Source organism: Nostoc sp. NOS(2021), assembly GCF_017115025.1.
Classification (GTDB): domain Bacteria; phylum Cyanobacteriota; class Cyanobacteriia; order Cyanobacteriales; family Nostocaceae; genus Nostoc.
This window is the reverse complement of record NZ_JABXKM010000233.1, coordinates 1-18,510: the sequence shown is the minus strand read 5'-3', so window position 1 is coordinate 18,510 and position 18,510 is coordinate 1. Positions and strand designations below refer to the sequence as shown.

Genomic DNA, 18,510 nt, shown 5'->3' with positions numbered 1-18,510 from the left:
CCCCTTCTCACATTGGGAGAGGCTAGCGCCAAGGGAGAAGAGAAGGCTTTACGCTGCGCTAACAAAATTCTTGCATTGTTAGCGCAGCGTCTGGTAGAGAAGAAAAAGACTGAGGGAGATGTAGCTTTAGCTTCCCGCAGGGTGGCAGATGAGGGGGATGGGATAAATCTCAATGCCCAATGCCCAATGCCCAATGCCCAATGCCCAATGCCTAATGCCCAATGACTAATGACTAATCACTGATCAACCGAAGTAAACTAGAAAGAATCTAACTGCTCCTTTGGTGCAAGAGCTCTATATGTCTTTCAAAATAGATCGTGGACTATTTAAATATGATTTCATAGATCATCACGCAATATTGTGCGTTCCAGTTGATGCGGATGTCAAAGAGATTCGCAAACGTTATCTCCAAATCGCCCGCCGTTTGCACCCGGACAGTAGTTTTACTGAAAGTGCGGCTCAAAAACAGCTAGGGAACGAATTGTTATCAAAGCTGGTTAACCCAGCTTACGAAAAACTTACTGGCGATCGCACTCGCACGGAATATATTCTAATTTTGTCGCAAATTGGCAAGCGCCTGGTACAAGAGTCTACTTCGGTGACTCTAAACACCGACTTGGCTAAACAGTTAGCTGATGCCCCTAATATCGATCATTTCTATAAAAGTGCGATCGCTAAACTAGCCCAAACCCAATATGATTCTTTAGAGCAAGCGCTGCAAGTCATTGCCCAAGTTAGTGAGTTGAATTTAGTGTATTTAATGCGGAGTGCGGGCAAATCATCCACAGCGCCGCCGCCACCTGCTCAACCCAAAGTTAACTCAGGCACACCTCAGTCAAATACACCAAAAAATACACCCCCAGCACCAGCACCAGCGCCACCAAAAGAAGACTCAATTGTAGAACACTATGTTCGTCGCGCTCAATCTTTGATTGACAAAAACCAATTTGCCCAAGCCAAAGTAGAGCTGCAAGAGGCCCTAAAGCTAGAACCTAAAAATAGTCGCTGCCATAGCTTAATTGCAATGGTGTATTTGAGACAAAATCAGCTAAAAATGGCAAAAATCCACTTCGACAACGCTCTAAAATTAGACCCCAATGACGAAACGGCGTTGCAATGGAAACCTAAAATAGATAAGGCTTTAGGACAACAACATAGTGATCATAAGGTGACTTCATCCCCCAATAATAGAGATAAGCAACCAGATAAATCTGGTAGTGGCGGTTTGTTCGGTGGTTTGTTTGGTGGGAAGAAAAAATAATGGTGTATCAACCAGCAGCGGGAGCCAGGGATTTATTACCCTTGGATGTGGCGAAAAAACGCTGGATTGAAGATAGATTACAGCAGGTGTTTCATCGTTGGGGATATCACAGGATTATCACCTCGACTTTAGAACGCATGGATACTCTGATGGCGGGGGAAGCAATCCAGCGCCAGATGGTGATTCAACTACAACAAAATGGCGAAGATGATGAATTAGGGCTACGTCCAGAATTAACAGCATCCATTGCTCGCACTGTTGTGACTCGAATGGCAAATGTAACTTATCCGCAACGATTGTACTACAACGCCAATGTGTTTCGCCGCACTTGGGAAAGTAGGCATAATCGCCAGCAAGAGTTTTATCAAGCTGGGGTGGAGTTGTTAGGTGCTGGCGGATTGCTAGCAAATGCCGAAATACTGCTGTTAGTAGCAGATTGTGTGGCAGCACTGGGTTTACGGAGATGGCATTTAATTTTAGGTGAGGCGGGAATCACGCGATCGCTCCTGAGTGCCTTTCCTGCTAATTTACAGAATAAAGTTCGCAGTGCGATCGCCCATCTCGACCGCATTACTATAGATACTTTACCCTTAAGTGACAAACTACGCGATCGCGCCCGAATCATGCTGGATCTGCGTGGGCCCAGTGCAGACGTGTTACAAAAAGTTAGTAGTTTGGAGCTAGATGAAGAACAGCGAGAGGCAGTGAATAACCTCAAATCCTTAGTAGAATTACTGGAATCAGAGAAAAAATTTCCGTTAATCCTCGATCTCAGCCTCATCCAGACCATAGATTATTACACTGGTATTGTATTTGAAGTTGTCAACGATACTGAATCCCAAGCCAGAGTTTTAGGTCGCGGTGGTCGCTACGACCAGCTTTTGGGGCTATATCATCCCCAAGGCGAAAACATCCCCGGAATTGGTTTTGGACTCAATATCGAAGATTTATACCAAGTTTTGTTGTCTACTCAGCAATTACCACAGGCAACCCCAGCTAGTAACTGGTTGGTAGTACCAGAGACGGCGAGTGCTAACGCTTTTGCCTTTGCCTACGCGCAAAAACTCAGAGATTCCACCCATCTGGTGCGGGTAGAAATTGATTTGGGGGGAAGGGAAGCAGAGGCTATTTGCCAATATGCACGCGATCGCGGCATTGCCCAAATTGCTTGGATCAAAGCTGATGGCTCACCTAAAATTGAACCATTGCGTTAAGTGAGTTGGGGATTGGGCATTGGGGAGCCAGTGCATTGGGCGGCTTCCCGACGAATAGCAACTGGGGTCATGGGGTACAAGAGGCAAAGGGGCAAAGGAGCAGAGGGGAAACACTTACTAAAACTTCCCCTCTGCTCCCCTGCTTCCTCATCTCCCCCACTCCCCAGCTACGCGACCCAGATGATACTGTAATTTGAGAAACTGCTGTAGCAGCTAATGCCGAAGTTATTGTAACTGGGGATTTAGATTTATTGGTGCTGGTAGAATTTAACGAAATTCCCATTTTGACATTTTGGCAAATAAGCTAGCTATCCGAATACTCTATTGATTTATCCTAAGCAGCAAAGTCATACACTGGTGTTTCAACAATGCAGACAGGCTCTTGTTGGTTGTAAATAATCTGCTGCAACCGTTCTACCGTAGACGGGGAGAAAAATTGTTCTCCTGTCTCTGGATTTACCCGTGCAGGTACATTTTCAATTAAGTAAAATTTGCCATTCATCTGTAGTGTGTAGGTTACTGTTTGCTCTATTAGTGTCTCATTGGAGTTACTGCTCATCGTTGCTTCTCCTTCGGGTAAAATCATTGTTCCATAGGTTGGAGTTAGGCTCGTAAACGGTAATAATTTTGATTAAGGAGCGAGAGGGATAGCTACACTGAACGTGAAGAGGTCGGTTTGCTTGCGTCAAGCCACTAATCAAGCAGGTAGGGCCATATTTATCATCAGGATAGTCTTCGATAACTTGACCATTCGCAATTGCCTGCTTAATTTCTTGTAAGTGAATGCCACGCAGGATAGATTGGTCAACAGCGTGTTTGGAGAATTCAAATTGATCATCAGCTATTTTGCGACGAATTTCTGCAAGCATTGGGGGCAACAGAATAATATCGGCTGTGTTTAAATTGTCATTAATCTGGTGATCCCAATCCCCTACTGATGATCTCTTGCGATCGTGCCATGTCAAAATACTCAGGTGATTAGCTAGTTCATCCAGTAAAGCTTCGTCTTGGTGAGAGTAGGAGAAGAAAACCCGTCGCGATACTCCTGGCATTTTGCGTTTCAGGAGTAGGATAAATTACACTTGTAACAAATTATAGTATTTTTGCCTGAATTTCTATAGAACCTAACGGCAATAGCCAAGACGGCTTGCTTACGCCAAAAATCTTGATTTTGTTACTAGTAAGGGTAAATTTGAAAATTCCGAGTTCTGAAGCTCAAGTTCCCAGTTTTGAGCTAGTAATGCAGTCTCATCCAGACTCATCTTGACAGCAGTATCTCCAATCTCCAGTCCCCACTCCCCTGCTAGGCTAGAAATAGCCGGTACAGAAGAGAGGGAATCGAGAACATGCCACATACGATTGTTACAGAAGTCTGTGAAGGCGTCGCTGACTGCGTAGGTGCCTGTCCAGTAGCTTGCATTCATGAGGGCCCAGGCAAAAATGCCAAGGGCACCGATTGGTACTGGATTGACTTTGCCACTTGCATCGACTGTGGCATATGTCTCCAAGTTTGCCCTGTAGAAGGGGCGATTCTTGCAGAAGAACGACCGGAGTTGCAAAAAACTCCGTAATAGTCCATAGTCAACAGTCAATAGTCAATAGTTATGTTTGACTTGACTGTTGACCAACGACAAATGACAAATGACCAATGACAAATGACTATTTACTAGATGTTCAAAATGTCCAAGCTGGATACATCAAAGATGTAGATATCCTGCAAGGTGTGAATTTCCGGGTTGCATCAGGGGAATTGGTAACAGTGATTGGCCCCAACGGTGCGGGTAAATCTACTTTGGCAAAAGCAATTTTTGGGCTTTTGATCCCCCACACAGGCACAATTACCTTCAAAGGTGAAAATATCGTGGGGCTAAAGTCCAATCAAATCGTCCAACGAGGAATGTGCTATGTACCACAAATCGCCAATGTCTTCCCCTCTCTGAGTGTTGAAGAGAACTTGGAGATGGGTGCTTTTGTGCTTAACGTTCCCCTGAAACCAATCAAAGATAAAATATTTACCATGTTCCCCAGACTAAGCGATCGCCGTCGTCAACGCGCTGGTACTCTCTCTGGAGGAGAACGCCAGATGCTAGCGATGGGCAAAGCTTTGATGTTGGAACCTAGTTTGCTGATTTTAGATGAGCCATCTGCTGCTTTATCCCCCATCTTGGTGACACAAGTGTTTGAGCAGATTAAACAAATTAATCAGGCGGGTACTGCGATCGTACTAGTAGAACAAAATGCCCGTAAGGCTTTAGAGATGGCTAATCGCGGATATGTACTGGAGTCGGGACGCGATGCGATCTCCGGCCCTGGTGAAGAATTGTTGAATGACCCGAAAGTGGGTGAGCTATATCTGGGAGCAGGTAAGAGACATTAACTCTTTTTAATCACTCTTGCCCCATTCAACATAACACCAGTTTAATATTGGAGCTTCACCAGGCGATAGCGATGCCTAGGTTGGGCTGCGCCTACGCTATCTATAAACAAATACAAAAGCTATAACAGTTCCTGCCACTGCCGCGACCGTCGTTTTCGATGCTCAAAGAATTCTCCCCAATAATCCTTGCGTTTCTAATCACATCTACAGCGAGTAAAAAGGTAAAACAGGACATTCATTCAGGAAAAAATGACCAAAACGTAAATTATTCGGATCTGCCAAAACCCCCATGAACAATTCTTAATTCTTAATTACGAACAGGTTAAAGTCCCTAGTGATTAGCGTAGGCATCGCCTGTTTTTCTCTTGCCCCTTTAGTGCATTTTTAGTCTACTTTGTCAATACGTAAGTTCTGTCAGCAACTTTTCCTCTCTACGAGACGCTGAACGCGATCGCTTGAATTCAAGTTCAACATCACTTAAAAAATTCCCTTAATTAAAGCAAAAAAGATTTACTATAAAAACACATTTTCAGGGTATTCACTGATGTAGTCCGCGATTTTGCATAGTTAGTATATAGCAAATAATATTGCATCAGTTACTTAAGCTAGAAGGTAAAGTTTCTTTCGTTAAATGACTTTTCAGTTCAGCTTCGAGCTTCTATATCCCTGCCTATAATTTATATGGAAAATCTATGATTGTAACGATTATGTTGAGTGCTTTTGGCAATTTGGCATCCAAAATTTTTCTGTTGCAGTTTTAATTGAGATATCAGCAGGGTTACAGGGAAATTGAGAAAATTCTACAAGGGATCGATTCCCATCTCAAAATCCCACCCAACGGCCAGTTGTTGACGCTCACGCTCTCCGAACCACCCTAAAGTGGATGCAGCACAAGCGTCACCGCTTCACCACAACTGGCTAGAAATCAAACAGAAAATACATAGTTAGGCAAGCGGATCATAAGCTAAAACACATTTAATTTGCATATTAAAATTTTTCAATATCTTGTGGGGTTGGCATCTTGCCCGCCCCGATTATGCAACTTAAATGCCGATTAGCTTACCAAAGCATCGCCACCATTTATTTAACCTGTAGTTGCCTTAGTTTATTATTTGCCGACAGTAGTAACTCTTGAGCTTTCAGATAGGCTGTTGTGCCATTTTGCACCTTTTCTAATTGATTAATAATACTTTGCAATTGGCTCAACACACGATTGCGCTCCACATCATCAGCATTAGCAGGAGTTGAAGCTACCAAGCTTTCGATTTCTCGCTGCGCTGCCTTCAAAGTCTCCACAGCATCTGCCTCAGCTTGCCGCCTGACCTTAACTTGACCTAAATTCGCCTCATAAATTGCTAATAACTTCTGTGCTTCGGTATAACCCGCCACGTCTTTTGAGGGAATCTCTTTAAGCCGCTCAATTGCCTCTATCCACAAATTTTCTATCTGTTGCCATTCAGTGACGGCGTGCGGCGGATTTTGACCAGCTTTGGCAGCTTGCCAGGAAAATTGCCGTGCTGCGGTGATTAAGGCACTGATGCGATCGTTCCCCGCTGCCAATCCCACAACTTCCTTAAACTCACGCTTATAATTATCTAGTTGATTTTGTACAGTTTTTCCTGCCAAAGTTTGACCAGGAATCTGCTCGAATTGATTAAGCGCCGTTTGCCAAGCAACTGTTGCAGTCTGTTTATCAGTTGCTGTTGCAGCCCGTTCATATTGCTGTTTTGCATTTAAGAAGCTCTGCATATTATCGGTAAGCAAGGACTGAGCATTCTTTTCTTGAAAAACCTGAGCTTCTAGCTGCCCAACTTTACTCCGAAAAGCATTAAAACCGTAGATGTTGAACCGCGAGTCATACCACCAATATCTATATTGTGACCAATCGTTGACAAAGGAGGTTGGTAACTGATCTAGATGTTTTTGTGTTTCTTGTAGCTTCTGTTCTCCCAAAGCCAAATCAGCCGGACTAGTAGCTTTTTCAATCAATTGTTCAGCTTGCTCGACTGATACCAACGCCTGCCGATAATGATTATCCATGCTGATGTAGCTGGGTAGCAACAAAAAAGGCGCATGGAGCATCATCGGCTGGCGAATCACTGGATAAGGCTGGTTCGCCACCCAAATTACACCAACGGGAATGCCTATAAGTATTGCTATCCAAATAAGTCTACTACCTATACCTCGCTTGGCTTTGCTATGCAATTGCTGAGGAGATGTTTTGAGAGCCTGCCTTTCTAACTCCATTTCATGCTCTAATTTAGCAAGGTTTTTGGGGGTTGATGGTGTTGCAGATTTCTTCAGCACTACAGGTTGAAGGCTTGGAGCAGATGGATCTATCCCAGAGCTATTTGGAGCATTTTTACGTAGTAAATTCCAGTTTATTTTGTTTAAAAAAGTCATCTCTATACCCAGTACTATGTTAAGTATTCCCAAAAAACATAGGAAATACAAACAATAGATCCTTTTGGCTTTTGACACGAATTATGCTCTTTCGTAACCAGAATATTAATGTTTCGGAAAAACTGCCCTGGTTATAGCTAACCTTGGCTTTAAATTTGAGAGATGATATCGAATTTACTTGACGCACATAATAGTCAATATGTACAGTATATAAATTCTAAAATATGATGCAATGTGAAGATTAAATGACTCTTAAATCGTGTAATAAGTTACTCTTGCATCTTGCTTAAATCTGATATCTTCTTGGGAACAGCTTTGTTGTTGTCAGGTAGATTGATGAGTCGAATTAATGGATTTGTAGGGCGACGTGATTTCTTAAAATTCGCCAGTGTGGTAGGTATTGCGGCTACTGCTTTTGGTGATAGCTTTTGGAATCCAGAGCAAACTGCTGTTGCTGATATTCACCCAGTTAACCTTAATTCAATCAGTCCTAATGAAGCCGTCAGACGCTTGCTTGATGGTAATCAAAGATTTATCCATCAAAAACGCAAATATCCCGATCAATCACTAGAACATCTGCGATTAGTTGCTAAAGCTCAGTATCCCTTTGCGGCCATATTGGGCTGTGCAGATTCCAGAGTACCTGCGGAAATCGTCTTCGATCAAGGACTTGGAGATTTATTTGTCGTGCGAGTTGCTGGTAATGTCGTCAGTGACACGGTTATAGGTAGCTTAGAATATTCTACAACAGTATTGGGTTCGCAATTGATTGTGGTTTTGGGTCATAGAAGATGCGGTGCAGTAGCAGAAGCAATAAAAAACGAACCACTTCCTGGCAGAATTGGTTTGATTATTGAGGGCATCAAACCATCTGTAGAAAGGGTAAAGTTAAGAACGGGTGATAATATGCAAGATGCGGTTATAGCCAACATTCAATATCAGACTGAAAAATTGCAGGAAAGCTCAACAATTTTAGCCAAATTGCTCTGTGAAGGTAAACTAAAAATTGTTAGCGCTTGTTACGATATTGACACTGGGAAAGTCAACATTATTACTTAAATATCTCACACCTTTGAGGCGTAGTAAGTAAGTCGGCAAGAAAATTTCAATGTATGTAAACAAACATAAATTAACGTAGGGTATTTGAATTTGACAAAGAGTTAAGCCTTAATCCAAGCGTATTGAGGTATGAGATCCATGTTTCTGTACAGGGACTGTTAGACAAATTAAGAGTTGTAACAAAATATTATATTTAATTACGCAAAAATACTTAAAAAATTAAACTTGCATTAAAAGTATCAAAACTCTGGTTATTTATTTCTAAAGTATTCCGGAAACAGGAGGGAATGTCAGTAAATCTGAATAAAAGGACTTACTGAGTAACCAGGTCATGACCCACCACATAATCGGTAAATTACTACAAGGGCGTTATCAAATTGTCCAAAGCCTTGGTGCAGGGGTGTTTGGACAAACATACATTGCTGTAGACGTAGATTATCCACAGAATCCTAAATGCGTTGTTAAGCAGATTAAAGTTAGCAGTTCCGAATCTGGCTACTTGGAGATGCTGAGATTACTGTTTCTAACTGAAACCGAAACCCTCAAGCTTCTGGGAAGCCATCACCAAATTCCTGAATTCATCGCCTGCTTTGAAGAAAACGAGCGATTTTATTTAGTGCAAGAGTGTATTGAAGGACATGCGCTGACTGCGGAATTGCCCATTGCTCAACAGTGCGGGTGTCTGTGGAGTGAAAGCGAAGTTGTAGAATTTCTGATCGATGTCTTAGGTATTTTAGAATTTGTTCACTCTCAAGGTGTTATCCATTGCGATATCAAACCGGAAAACTTGATCAGACGTAATAACGAGCGCAAGTTAGTTTTGATTGACTTTGGCTCAATCCAGTCTATCGATTTTGGCATAGGTGCGGAATTACCCATTTATCGGATTCCCGTCACTTCATTGGGGTATATACCGCCAGAGCAATTTATTGGAGAAACACAGCCCAACAGTGATATTTATGCTTTGGGTATGATTGCCATTCAGGCTTTAACTGGGTTAGAACCATTACAATTAAAAGCTGATCCTTATACTAATGAAATTTTTTGGCGTTCTCAAAACACGCCAGTTAACGATTATCTAGCTACTGTTCTCAGCCAAATGATCCGCTACGATTACCAAGACCGCTTTCAGTCTGCGGGTGAGGTATTGCGGGTACTCAAACAAATAATATGGGAAACTCAGCCATCACAAATATTAGAAGCAGATTCTCAATTTTTTCTAGAAGCGGCGATTGAAGATGATAATTCTCAGAATCCTACATCTGGCAAATTATCCCCGTTATTCACAGGAATGAAAATAGGATTGGCGGCTAATTCTTTGTTGATGGGATTTGGTGTATATTCTTTAGTTAATAGTTCACCTGCATACTCAGAAACAGATACTTTATATAAAGCGACAAAAGAATATCAAGCAGGGGATTTAGAAGAGGCGATCGCACTCGCTAAATCAATTCCCTCCCACAGCAATGTTTATCCAGAAGCTCAAGCGACAATCGAAGAATGGCAAGAGCAATGGCAAGTAGCTGCACAGCAATATCAAATAGCTCAAACAGCTTTTCATGAGAGCAGATGGTCAGATGTTCTTCATGCTGCTTCTGAAGTTCCAAATATTTTATATTGGCAATCTAAAACAGGTAAATTAGTTCAGCAAGCATCCGTCAACATTGAAACACAGACTCAAGATTTATTAGCAAAAGCTTACGAAAGAGCCTCTGAAAAAGATTTTTCTACTGCATTACAATATTTGCGTCAAATTCCTCAAGAAAGTCATGCTGGTACTTTAGTTCAAGAAAAGTTGGCTGAGTACAATCGAAAGCGGCAGATCAGAGCAGCTTACTTTTTACAGAAAGCCTACAAAAAAGCATCTATTGGTGATTTTGATCGGGCTGTTAAATTTCTCCGAAATATTCCCCAAGATACTCTAGTTTATGCTCAAGCTCAAGTCAAATTGAATGAGTATACTCAAAAACAACGCGTGCTGGCTAACAATCAAAAGGTAGCTTCTGCAAACAGAACAAATTCATTTGTTCCTAAAAACTCAGTCACTAGGGTTGAATATCTTCAGGGAGCAAATTACCTGCAAGAAGTGAATATTCGCTAGTTAGAGCAATTTTTAGATGAATGGACTTGTTACATACAGCAATTTTCAGATGCGTAGAATATACATTATTGTAGGGGCACAATATATTGTGCCCCTACGTGTGTGGTCTATTCAATTGAAAACCTCTATAAGTTCGTAGTATAGCAACGGACAAGAAGGTTAGGACATTAACTGATGATAAAACCTATATACAAACAGACTTTCAACCCAGTCCCCAGTCCCCTGCTATAATACCATTTCTTTTTGAAGATGCGCCTATAGAACTTACCCAAAACCGCGCTGTAGGGGCAATTCATGAATTGCCCCTACGTGAATAAAGCGCAGCCTCACATAGAATTGGTATAAGGACTTTAGTCTTTGGCTGGAGCGTTTAGAGGATGTTTGTAAAGTCTAATTTATTACTCGCCGGCCGACTAGAAGTCGCGGCTACACGAGACTTTACCCACCTTTCCTTGCGGAACGCTACGCGAACGTGGGTTAAAACCTTCAAAGTCTCTCTCCTTTTAGGCTACGGTGTACACACAAGTAGTCCTAGAGCGAGTTTCCAGATACCGTAAAAAGCCAGGACAGAATACTAGGGTGTTGTCTGCGGTGGATTGGTGGAATTAGGAACTGGGATGATTGGCACGACGATTACAGGCTGTGATTTTTGGCCTTGCAGTTGAATTTGGGCTTGGTTACGAGCGTCTATTGCTTGTTGGTAATTAGGCTTGTATTTTATTGCTTGATCGTAAGATGCGATCGCACTCTGATACCGCTTCAAATTTAATAGGGCATTACCTCTGCTATACCAGCTTTCAGAATGGTCTGGTTTATAACGAACTGCCTTATTATAAGACGCGATCGCATCTTCGTATTTCTGCAATATGTATTGTGAATTACCCATATTATACCATATTTGATAGTCATTTGGCTTAATTCTTGCTGCTTTATTATAAGATTTTATTGCCTCTTCATAACGTTGGCTTTGATGCAACGACCAGCCCAAATTATACCATGCTTGATAGTTGCCAGGATTGTATTTAATTACTTGATTAAAAGATTCAATCGCTTCTGGATAACGTTGTAAATTCAGCAGTATATTACCTCTCGACATCCAAGCTTGATAATAATTTGGCTGGTATTGCACTGCTTTATCATAAGCCGTAAACGCATCTTTGTAGCGTTGCATATTAACTCTAGTATTCCCCAAATTAAACCAAGCTTGCTCGTAGTCTGGTTTTAATTCAACGACTTTTTCATAGGCTGCGATCGCTTCTTCATATCGCTTAGAATTCTGCAAAGCTAATCCTTTTTTGTACCAAGCTTCGTAATTATCTGGTTTGAGTTCAATCGCTTTTTCATAAGATTTAATTGCTTGGTCATATTGATTTAAATTACTGAAAGCTTCACCCTTAGCGTTCCAGACTTCTGAGTTGTCATTATTTAATTCTAAAGCTTTGTCAAAAGAGGCGATCGCTTCTTGATATTGCTGTAAAGTACCTAATACAGAACCACGTCCAATCCAAGCTTCTAAATAATCTGGCTGGATTTGAATTGCTTTGTCATATGCTGCTAATGCTTCTTTGTATTTTTTTAATTTATACAGCGTTTTGCCTTGACCATTCCAGCCTTTAGCATAATCTGGTCTAATATTAACTGCTTTTTCATATACTTCTAGCGCGTCTTGATAGCGTTGCAAATCAAAAAGTGTATTTCCTTGTTTAGATAATTCTATGGCGTTATTAGAATTAATGTGATTCAGAATAAATATTGATGCTACTCCGCTGACCCCAATTAAAAATATCGCGAGTAAAATTTTACCCAATATACCTTTTTTAGGTTGAGGTTTGTTTATATTTTTTGGTAGAGAAAGTGGAGTTAAAGCTATTGTCTGGGCAGGTGGTTGTGTTAACTCTTTCAGTGCTTGCAATGCTATCGTTGCCGAAGGATAGCGTTGTCGAAAGTCGTAGCAAACCATTTTATCTAAGAATTGAGAGAATTCTGGCGTTACCGTGGCTTGATTATGCCAGATAATTTCATTAGTATCGGCATCTTTTACTATTTCCTCTGGTGATAAGCCAGTGAGGGCTTGAATAGCAATTATTCCCACAGCATAGATATCACTACTTAATTTTGGCGTACCATGAGCTTGTTCTCCAGGAATATATCCAGGCGTACCGATAGCAACAGTAGCTTGCGTTTGACCTTGGGGAGTAATCACTTGAGTAGCAATTTGTTTAACTGCACCAAAATCAATTAATATTAATTTGCCATCTGGTTTGCGTCTGAGGATATTTCGGGGATTAACATCACGGTGAATTACATTCTGTTGATGGACAAATTCTAAGATTGTCAAAAGTTCTTGTAAAAGTGAAATTACTTGGTCTTGACTCAGGGTTTTGCCTGGTGTTAATTCTTGACTCAGGTCGTGACCTTCAATCAATTCCTGTACGAGATAGAATTCGGCATTATCCTCAAAATAAGCTAAAAGTTGGGGAATGCGATCGTGAGTTCCTAATTTATATAGAACTTGTGCTTCTGTATCAAATAAACGCCTAGCTGTCTCCAAAGTTACAGGATCAGTTGCCTGGGGTTTGAGTTTCTTAACGACACATGGAGGTGAACCGGGTAATTGGGTATCACAAGCCACAAAGGTTTCACCAAAACCCCCACCTCCCAAGTTACTAATAATTTGGTATCTTCCTACAAGTGTGTTTCCCAGCATCTTGTTTGCCTAGTTAAGTGCGATGCGATCTGATTTCAATCTTGCCACACGTTAAGGGGGAATGAGGGAGTAGGGAGTTAGGGGTTAAGAGTTACAAGTTAGGAGTTAGGAGTTAGGAGTTACAAGTTACAAGTTAGGAGTTAGGAGTTACAAGAATTCTTTGCCCAATGCCCAATGCCCAATGCCCAATGCCCAATACCCAATGCCCCTAATCCATATGATTCCTATTAGTGATAATATTCGTTGTCGGAGTAAGCCAATTATTAATTACTGGCTGATTGGCATTAATGTTGCTGTATTTTTATGGGAACTTAAACTAGAATTTAGTGGTGAATTGGGCTATTTTGTCAATAGTTGGGGTGTGATTCCAGCCCAGATTAGTAGGGCAATTACAAATGCACTCTTCTTCAACAACTCTGCTGCTTGGATAATTGTAATTTGGCGAGCATTTTCACTAGTTTTAGGAATATTTATACATGGCAGTTTTAGTCAAATATTGGGAAATCTGCTATTTTTGTGGGTTTTTGGGAAGACTGTAGAAAACATTCTCGGACATAGACGCTATCTCGGATTTTATCTGGCTGCTGGCGCGATCGCTTCTTTAGTACAAATTCTAGCTGAACCGAGTTTGACAGTCCCATTGATTGGGGGCAATGGCGCGATCGCAGCTATTTTAGGAGCATATGTTATGAAGTTTCCTAAAGCTAAAATTGACACAATTTTGCCGCTAATAATCTTGTATATCCCCATCGAACTCCCAGCCTTTGTCTATATATTTTGGTGGTTTGTGCAACAGTTATTTTATGGTATTGGCAGTTTAAATATTCCCCCCCTTGGCGTAAATCAATCGGGTGTTGTCTTTTGGGGGCAGGTTGCCGGATTATTGATTGGTGCAGCTTTCATGCGTCTAAAGAGATAAATTATCTTCACCTACTTAGCAATTTGTAGCCACCGCTACGGTTATTAGAACTGGATTTTTAATTTTGAATTTTAAATTGTTTATGTGCCTTTTGATGGATTGCATTTTCTAGCTGAAAAATTCATACTCATAATACTAGAGAATGGCTACTCTTCAAATCGGTATTGTTGAGTTATAAGCGGTGTGCAAGATGCCAAATGTTGATAAAATTAACTTTAAAGTCACTGATGAATTAGCAGTTATGCGGCAGCGTGTAGCTGAGTTAGAGCAATCAGAAATATCTTATCAACAAAGGCAAGCAGTGCTTGAGGAACAATTAACAGAACTAGAAACCAAACTGTCAATAGCAGCACAAAATCCCCATATTCAAGTTGTCGAGTATGACATTGAATCTCATCTTGAACAGGGGACATCGACAGCCTTAAATCTGCCAACAGATGCGGCAGTAACTTTACAGCAACTCCAACAAGAAATTACACAGCGACAGCAGGTAGAAGCCTTTCTGAGGGAGAGTGAAGAACGGCTCAGGCTAGCTCTAGAGGTTTCCCAGATGGGCTTGTGGGATTGGAATATTCTTACCAATCAAGTCATCTGGTCTGAAAATTATGAAGTGCTTTTTAGTCTGCTTCCAGGTAGTTTTGACGGCCCTTATGAGGTGTTTCAGAAGTGCGTTTATCCTGAAGACAGGCAATCTGTAATGCAAGCGATCGCCCAGGCTATGGGACAAAAGACTGACTACGATGATGAATTTCGGATAGTTCGATTAGACCAAAGTGTACATTGGATTTCTGCCAAGGGAAAATTTATCTATGACGACCAGGGACAAGCGGTGCGAATGATCGGCGTTTGTATGGAAACTACTGTGTGCAAGCAGGCAGAAGAAAGCACTCGCGAACTAACAACCCAAGTCCAAGAACAGGCAAATATTTTAAATGCCATCCTCACCGCATCAGTCGATCACATTTACATCTTTAATCGCACAGGTTGCTATCAGTATGTCAGTCATGATGGAGCTACTCTACTAGGCTTAAAACCCCAGGATATTATCGGAAAAACTTTGCAAGAAGTAAATTTACCCGCAGACCTTGTAGAACAGGTAGATAATCAACGACAAGCTGTGATGAAAACTGGGCAGCCAATCAAGGATGAGTGTAAATATATTACCGCCGATGCGGTACATTATTATGAATACATCCTCACACCATTACGGAATTCCAACCAAACTATTGAAGGCGTAATTACTGTTTCTCGCGATATTACAGAACACAAACGGGCAGAAAAGATATTACGTGAAAGTGAAGCGCGATTTCGGCGTTTATTTGAATCTAACTTGATCGGGGTCGCTTTTTGGAATGTGGATGGCTTGATTATTGATGCCAATGATGCCTTTCTTCAACTAGCTGGCTACACTCGTGATGAGTTTGCCATTTTAGATAGATTTAATTGGAAAGAACTTACTCCTGTTGAGTATAAGCATTTAGACGATCGCGCCCTCTTGGAGGTGCAAACCACTGGAGTTTCCAGAATTTATGAGAAAGAGTATATTCACCGCAACGGAAAACGAGTACCAATTGTTTTGGGGATAGCCTTGCTGAATGACTCCCAGGATAATGGTGTTGCTTTTGTACTGGATATTACCGATCGCAAATCGGCTGAAAAAGAATGCGCTCATTTACTCCAACGAGAACGGACAGCACGCCAACAAGCAGAAATCGCCAACAAAGTCAAAGATGAATTTTTGGCGGTTCTCTCCCATGAACTGCGAACCCCACTCAACTCCATCCTGGGATGGTCAAAAATGCTGCGGACTCGCAAGTTTGATGAAAAAACCATTAACCACGCCTTGGAAACCATTGAACGCAACGCCAAGTTACAAACCCAGCTAATTGAAGATTTGTTGGATGTGTCTCGCATCCTCCAAGGAAAATTAAACTTGAATATCTGTCCCGTGAGCTTGGTAATGGTAGTTGAAGCAGCACTAGAGACAGTAAAACTAGCAGCACAAGCCAAGTCAATTCAAATTCAGACCATATTTGATCCCACTTTGGGACAAGTGATGGGCGACTCAAATCGGCTTCAACAAGTTGTGTGGAACTTGCTCTCCAATGCCGTAAAATTTACACCAATAGGAGGACGGGTAGAAATTCGACTCATGCAAGCTGATAAGCAGGCTGAAATTCAGGTCAGCGATACAGGTAAGGGAATTCCGCCAGAGTTTTTGCCTTATCTGTTCGATTACTTTCGCCAAGCTGATAGCACAACTACCCGGACATTTGGTGGATTAGGTTTAGGATTAGCGATCGCGCGTAAGGTTGTAGAGATGCATGGGGGAAATGTTCAAGCCGAAAGTCCTGGAGAAGGATTGGGTGCAACCTTCACTGTTGAGTTACCGCTTTTGGTCAGAAGTGAACAGGTTCGGTGTGAAGAGAAGGAGTCTTTAGATTGTGAGCCGGAATCCTCGCTGCTTTCGGACACTCAAATTTTGGTGGTGGACGATGAACCCGATATCCGCGACTTAATTACCTTTATTTTGCAAGACTACGGTGTAAAAGTAACCGCCGTAGCATCAGCACAGGAAGCATTACAAGCGCTGTCTGAGTCGATCCCAGATGTTTTAATTAGTGATATTGGAATGCCAAAGACAGACGGTTATATGCTGATGGGTGAAGTGAGGGCGCGATCGCCTCAACAAGGAGGATTAGTACCAGCGATCGCTCTGACGGCTTATGCAGGGGAAATGAATCAGCAGCAAGCACTAGCAGCAGGATTTCAAATGCATATTTCCAAACCAGTAGATCCAGATGTATTGGTGAAGGCGATCGCTGATTTGATTGTCTTCAAGCCGCCCACTCGTCACTTCTAGTCATGAGTTATTAGCTCCATATTGAGAGTGGCTTTGTGTTAAAACTGAAGCTTAAATAAAAACTAAGCGTCAAATCAATGTATTCTCTTAAATTAGAATTAAAACTGAATAATAAGGAACGTTTTCAGCTTATTTTATGAAGCAGTTATATAACAGTGAGCAAAAAACCCTAAACTATAATGCTTGCAGTGAACAGCTAACTCTACTTAAAAAAGAGATTGAATGGCTGAAGGAAGTAGATAAGTTTGCTTTACAGAATCGCGTGACTTCTATAGGACTTACGCAAAATATCTCTCAAACTCTAATTTCTCCGTGTCGCGCCAGTTGCTACAACGGGGAGGCAGCGCGGTCTTCTCCCATCGCCCTTGGCGTCTCGTAGAGAAGGGGAGACGCCAAAGGCGATGGGGATTTCCCCCATGAGTGACTGCCGTGGGAACCCCCGCAACGCACTGGCTTCTCTGCGCCTCTGCGGTTCGTTATTCCGTAACTCGTGCGTAAGTCCTATTCTAGTCATCCGAGGTTCAATAAGCCAAGCTGATATAGGTAAGCGTCTGACAGACTTTCCATAACTGTAGCGGATCACTGATGATTATAGCTGATTGTTTGGATGTTCATCCTTTGTAACCGTAGGTGATGCTGCCATTACCACACTTTGTTCTTGGGCTTGTATTTCCAGTAGTTGGGGAATCGTCACAAATCGATACCCTTGGGCTTTCAGACCTGCGATCATTTCTGGTAAAGCCTTGACAGATCTGGAACGGTTGCCGCCCCCATCGTGCATCAGTACAATTGCACCTGGTTTTGCATATTTAAGCACATTTTTGACCAGCATTGGCACTTGAGGCGAACGACGTTCAGCGTCTCCTGACTCTTCTGACCACATCATGACGGCGTACTTCTTGTTTTTGGCATATTCGGCTAATCCATTATTCAAAAAGCCACCAGGGGGACGAAACAGAGTAGTTTTCTCTCCTGTCGTCTTGTAGATAATCTCTGCTGTGCGATCAATTTCACTAGCCGCAGTCGCTAAGTCCATATTGCGATACCAATGATGCCATGTATGGTTGCCAATTACATGACCATCATCTGCCACTTGCTTGGCAATTTTGGGAAAATATTTCACCATTTCTCCAATCATGAAGAATGTTGCCTTGATATGATTTGTCTTCAAAATTTCTAAAATCTGTGCCGTGTTTTTGGGGCCAGGGCCATCATCAAAGCTCAGAGCAATGACTTTCTCATTTGCTTTTAGTTTCGCTTGATAAACGATTGTTCCCTGAAAAGGCTTTGGCACTTCATTCATCTGGTTTATTGCTGGGGAAACAACCTGTGCAGATGCACTCATCACCCTACCTAAACCCGCTCTGGTATTCTCGCCTTTTAGTCTTTGAATTCCCAGCAGATGGTCAAATCTAGTTGTGCCTACAAGTAGACTGATACTCAAACTACTAACACCAGTAAGTAATGTAATTATTGCTACCTTGTAACTCAGAGCTAATTTATGACTGGACACATTAAATCTCCTTAAATATTAGTCATTGGGCATTGGGCATTGGGCATTGGGTATTGGGCATTGGGCATTGGGCATTGGGCATTGGGCATTGGG

Annotated in this window: 14 protein-coding genes and 1 pseudogene; 10 read left to right on the top strand and 5 right to left on the bottom strand. The window is 41.9% G+C overall.

The genetic code is table 11. From position 1 onward, the window contains the following. The 3 genes and pseudogenes from HWQ41_RS24675 to HWQ41_RS24665 form a co-directional block, all read left to right on the top strand. Nucleotides 1–225: pseudogene (locus tag HWQ41_RS24675) on the top strand (hypothetical protein); the annotation flags it as partial. Nucleotides 226–298: 73 nt separating this feature from the next. Next, entirely contained in the window at nt 299–1,261 is a 963-nt protein-coding gene (locus tag HWQ41_RS24670) for a J domain-containing protein (RefSeq protein ID WP_292768857.1), read from the top strand. Further along, nucleotides 1,261–2,475 (top strand): ATP phosphoribosyltransferase regulatory subunit, encoded by a 1,215-nt coding sequence (locus HWQ41_RS24665; protein ID WP_292768854.1) that lies wholly within the window; start codon nt 1,261–1,263, stop codon nt 2,473–2,475. Before HWQ41_RS24670 ends, HWQ41_RS24665 begins: the two co-directional genes overlap by 1 nt. Before the next feature lie 334 nt (nt 2,476–2,809). Here the strand turns inward: HWQ41_RS24665 and HWQ41_RS24660 are convergent, their stop codons facing one another. Beyond that, nucleotides 2,810–3,034 carry a hypothetical protein gene (locus HWQ41_RS24660; RefSeq protein WP_292768851.1) on the bottom strand — a complete coding sequence of 75 codons (225 nt, stop codon included), beginning with the start codon at nt 3,032–3,034 and terminating at the stop codon, nt 2,810–2,812. Next, complete coding sequence (locus HWQ41_RS24655; protein ID WP_292768848.1) at nt 3,024–3,527, bottom strand: DUF4258 domain-containing protein; 504 nt, start codon at nt 3,525–3,527, stop codon at nt 3,024–3,026. The genes HWQ41_RS24660 and HWQ41_RS24655 overlap by 11 nt, the downstream gene beginning before the upstream one ends. Nucleotides 3,528–3,821: 294 nt before the next feature. Between HWQ41_RS24655 and HWQ41_RS24650 the strand changes: the two genes are divergently transcribed. Together HWQ41_RS24650 and HWQ41_RS24645 are read left to right on the top strand one after the other, a co-directional pair. Next, nucleotides 3,822–4,046: a ferredoxin family protein gene (locus HWQ41_RS24650; protein ID WP_292768845.1), complete on the top strand. Its 225-nt coding sequence runs from the start codon at nt 3,822–3,824 to the stop codon at nt 4,044–4,046. Between the two features lie 77 nt (nt 4,047–4,123). Continuing rightward, nucleotides 4,124–4,852 (top strand): ABC transporter ATP-binding protein, encoded by a 729-nt coding sequence (locus HWQ41_RS24645; protein WP_292768842.1) that lies wholly within the window; start codon nt 4,124–4,126, stop codon nt 4,850–4,852. A gap of 1,080 nt (nt 4,853–5,932) precedes the next feature. Here the strand turns inward: HWQ41_RS24645 and HWQ41_RS24640 are convergent. Next, nucleotides 5,933–7,255 carry a hypothetical protein gene (locus HWQ41_RS24640; protein ID WP_292768839.1) on the bottom strand — a complete coding sequence of 441 codons (1,323 nt, stop codon included), beginning with the start codon at nt 7,253–7,255 and terminating at the stop codon, nt 5,933–5,935. A 336-nt stretch (nt 7,256–7,591) separates the two neighbouring features. Here HWQ41_RS24640 and HWQ41_RS24635 point away from each other — a divergent pair, with 336 nt between their 5' ends. Both HWQ41_RS24635 and HWQ41_RS24630 read left to right on the top strand, forming a co-directional pair. Then, the gene (locus tag HWQ41_RS24635) at nt 7,592–8,314 is read left to right on the top strand and encodes a carbonic anhydrase (RefSeq protein WP_292768836.1); all 723 of its coding nucleotides are present in this window, start codon (nt 7,592–7,594) and stop codon (nt 8,312–8,314) included. Between the two features lie 331 nt (nt 8,315–8,645). Further along, on the top strand, nt 8,646–10,415 hold the full coding sequence (locus HWQ41_RS24630; protein WP_292768833.1) for a serine/threonine-protein kinase: 1,770 nt from the start codon (nt 8,646–8,648) through the stop codon (nt 10,413–10,415). A 574-nt stretch (nt 10,416–10,989) separates the two neighbouring features. On the opposite strand, the gene HWQ41_RS24625 is transcribed toward HWQ41_RS24630, so the two are convergent. Further along, the gene (locus HWQ41_RS24625; RefSeq protein WP_292768831.1) at nt 10,990–13,122 is read right to left on the bottom strand and encodes a tetratricopeptide repeat protein; all 2,133 of its coding nucleotides are present in this window, start codon (nt 13,120–13,122) and stop codon (nt 10,990–10,992) included. Between the two features lie 217 nt (nt 13,123–13,339). On the opposite strand from HWQ41_RS24625, the gene HWQ41_RS24620 reads away from it, so the two are divergent. The 3 genes from HWQ41_RS24620 (at nt 13,340) to HWQ41_RS24610 (ending at nt 17,283) form a co-directional block, all read left to right on the top strand. Further along, entirely contained in the window at nt 13,340–14,041 is a 702-nt protein-coding gene (locus HWQ41_RS24620) for a rhomboid family intramembrane serine protease (protein WP_292768859.1), read from the top strand. A 190-nt stretch (nt 14,042–14,231) separates the two neighbouring features. Then, the gene (locus HWQ41_RS24615) at nt 14,232–16,904 is read left to right on the top strand and encodes a PAS domain S-box protein (protein ID WP_292768830.1); all 2,673 of its coding nucleotides are present in this window, start codon (nt 14,232–14,234) and stop codon (nt 16,902–16,904) included. Nucleotides 16,905–17,040: 136 nt separating this feature from the next. Beyond that, the gene (locus HWQ41_RS24610) at nt 17,041–17,283 is read left to right on the top strand and encodes a hypothetical protein (protein WP_292768828.1); all 243 of its coding nucleotides are present in this window, start codon (nt 17,041–17,043) and stop codon (nt 17,281–17,283) included. Nucleotides 17,284–17,493: 210 nt separating this feature from the next. Here the strand turns inward: HWQ41_RS24610 and HWQ41_RS24605 are convergent, their stop codons facing one another. Then, nucleotides 17,494–18,417, bottom strand: coding sequence for a polysaccharide deacetylase family protein (locus tag HWQ41_RS24605; RefSeq protein WP_292768824.1), 924 nt, complete (start codon nt 18,415–18,417; stop codon nt 17,494–17,496). Nucleotides 18,418–18,510 lie beyond the last annotated feature (93 nt).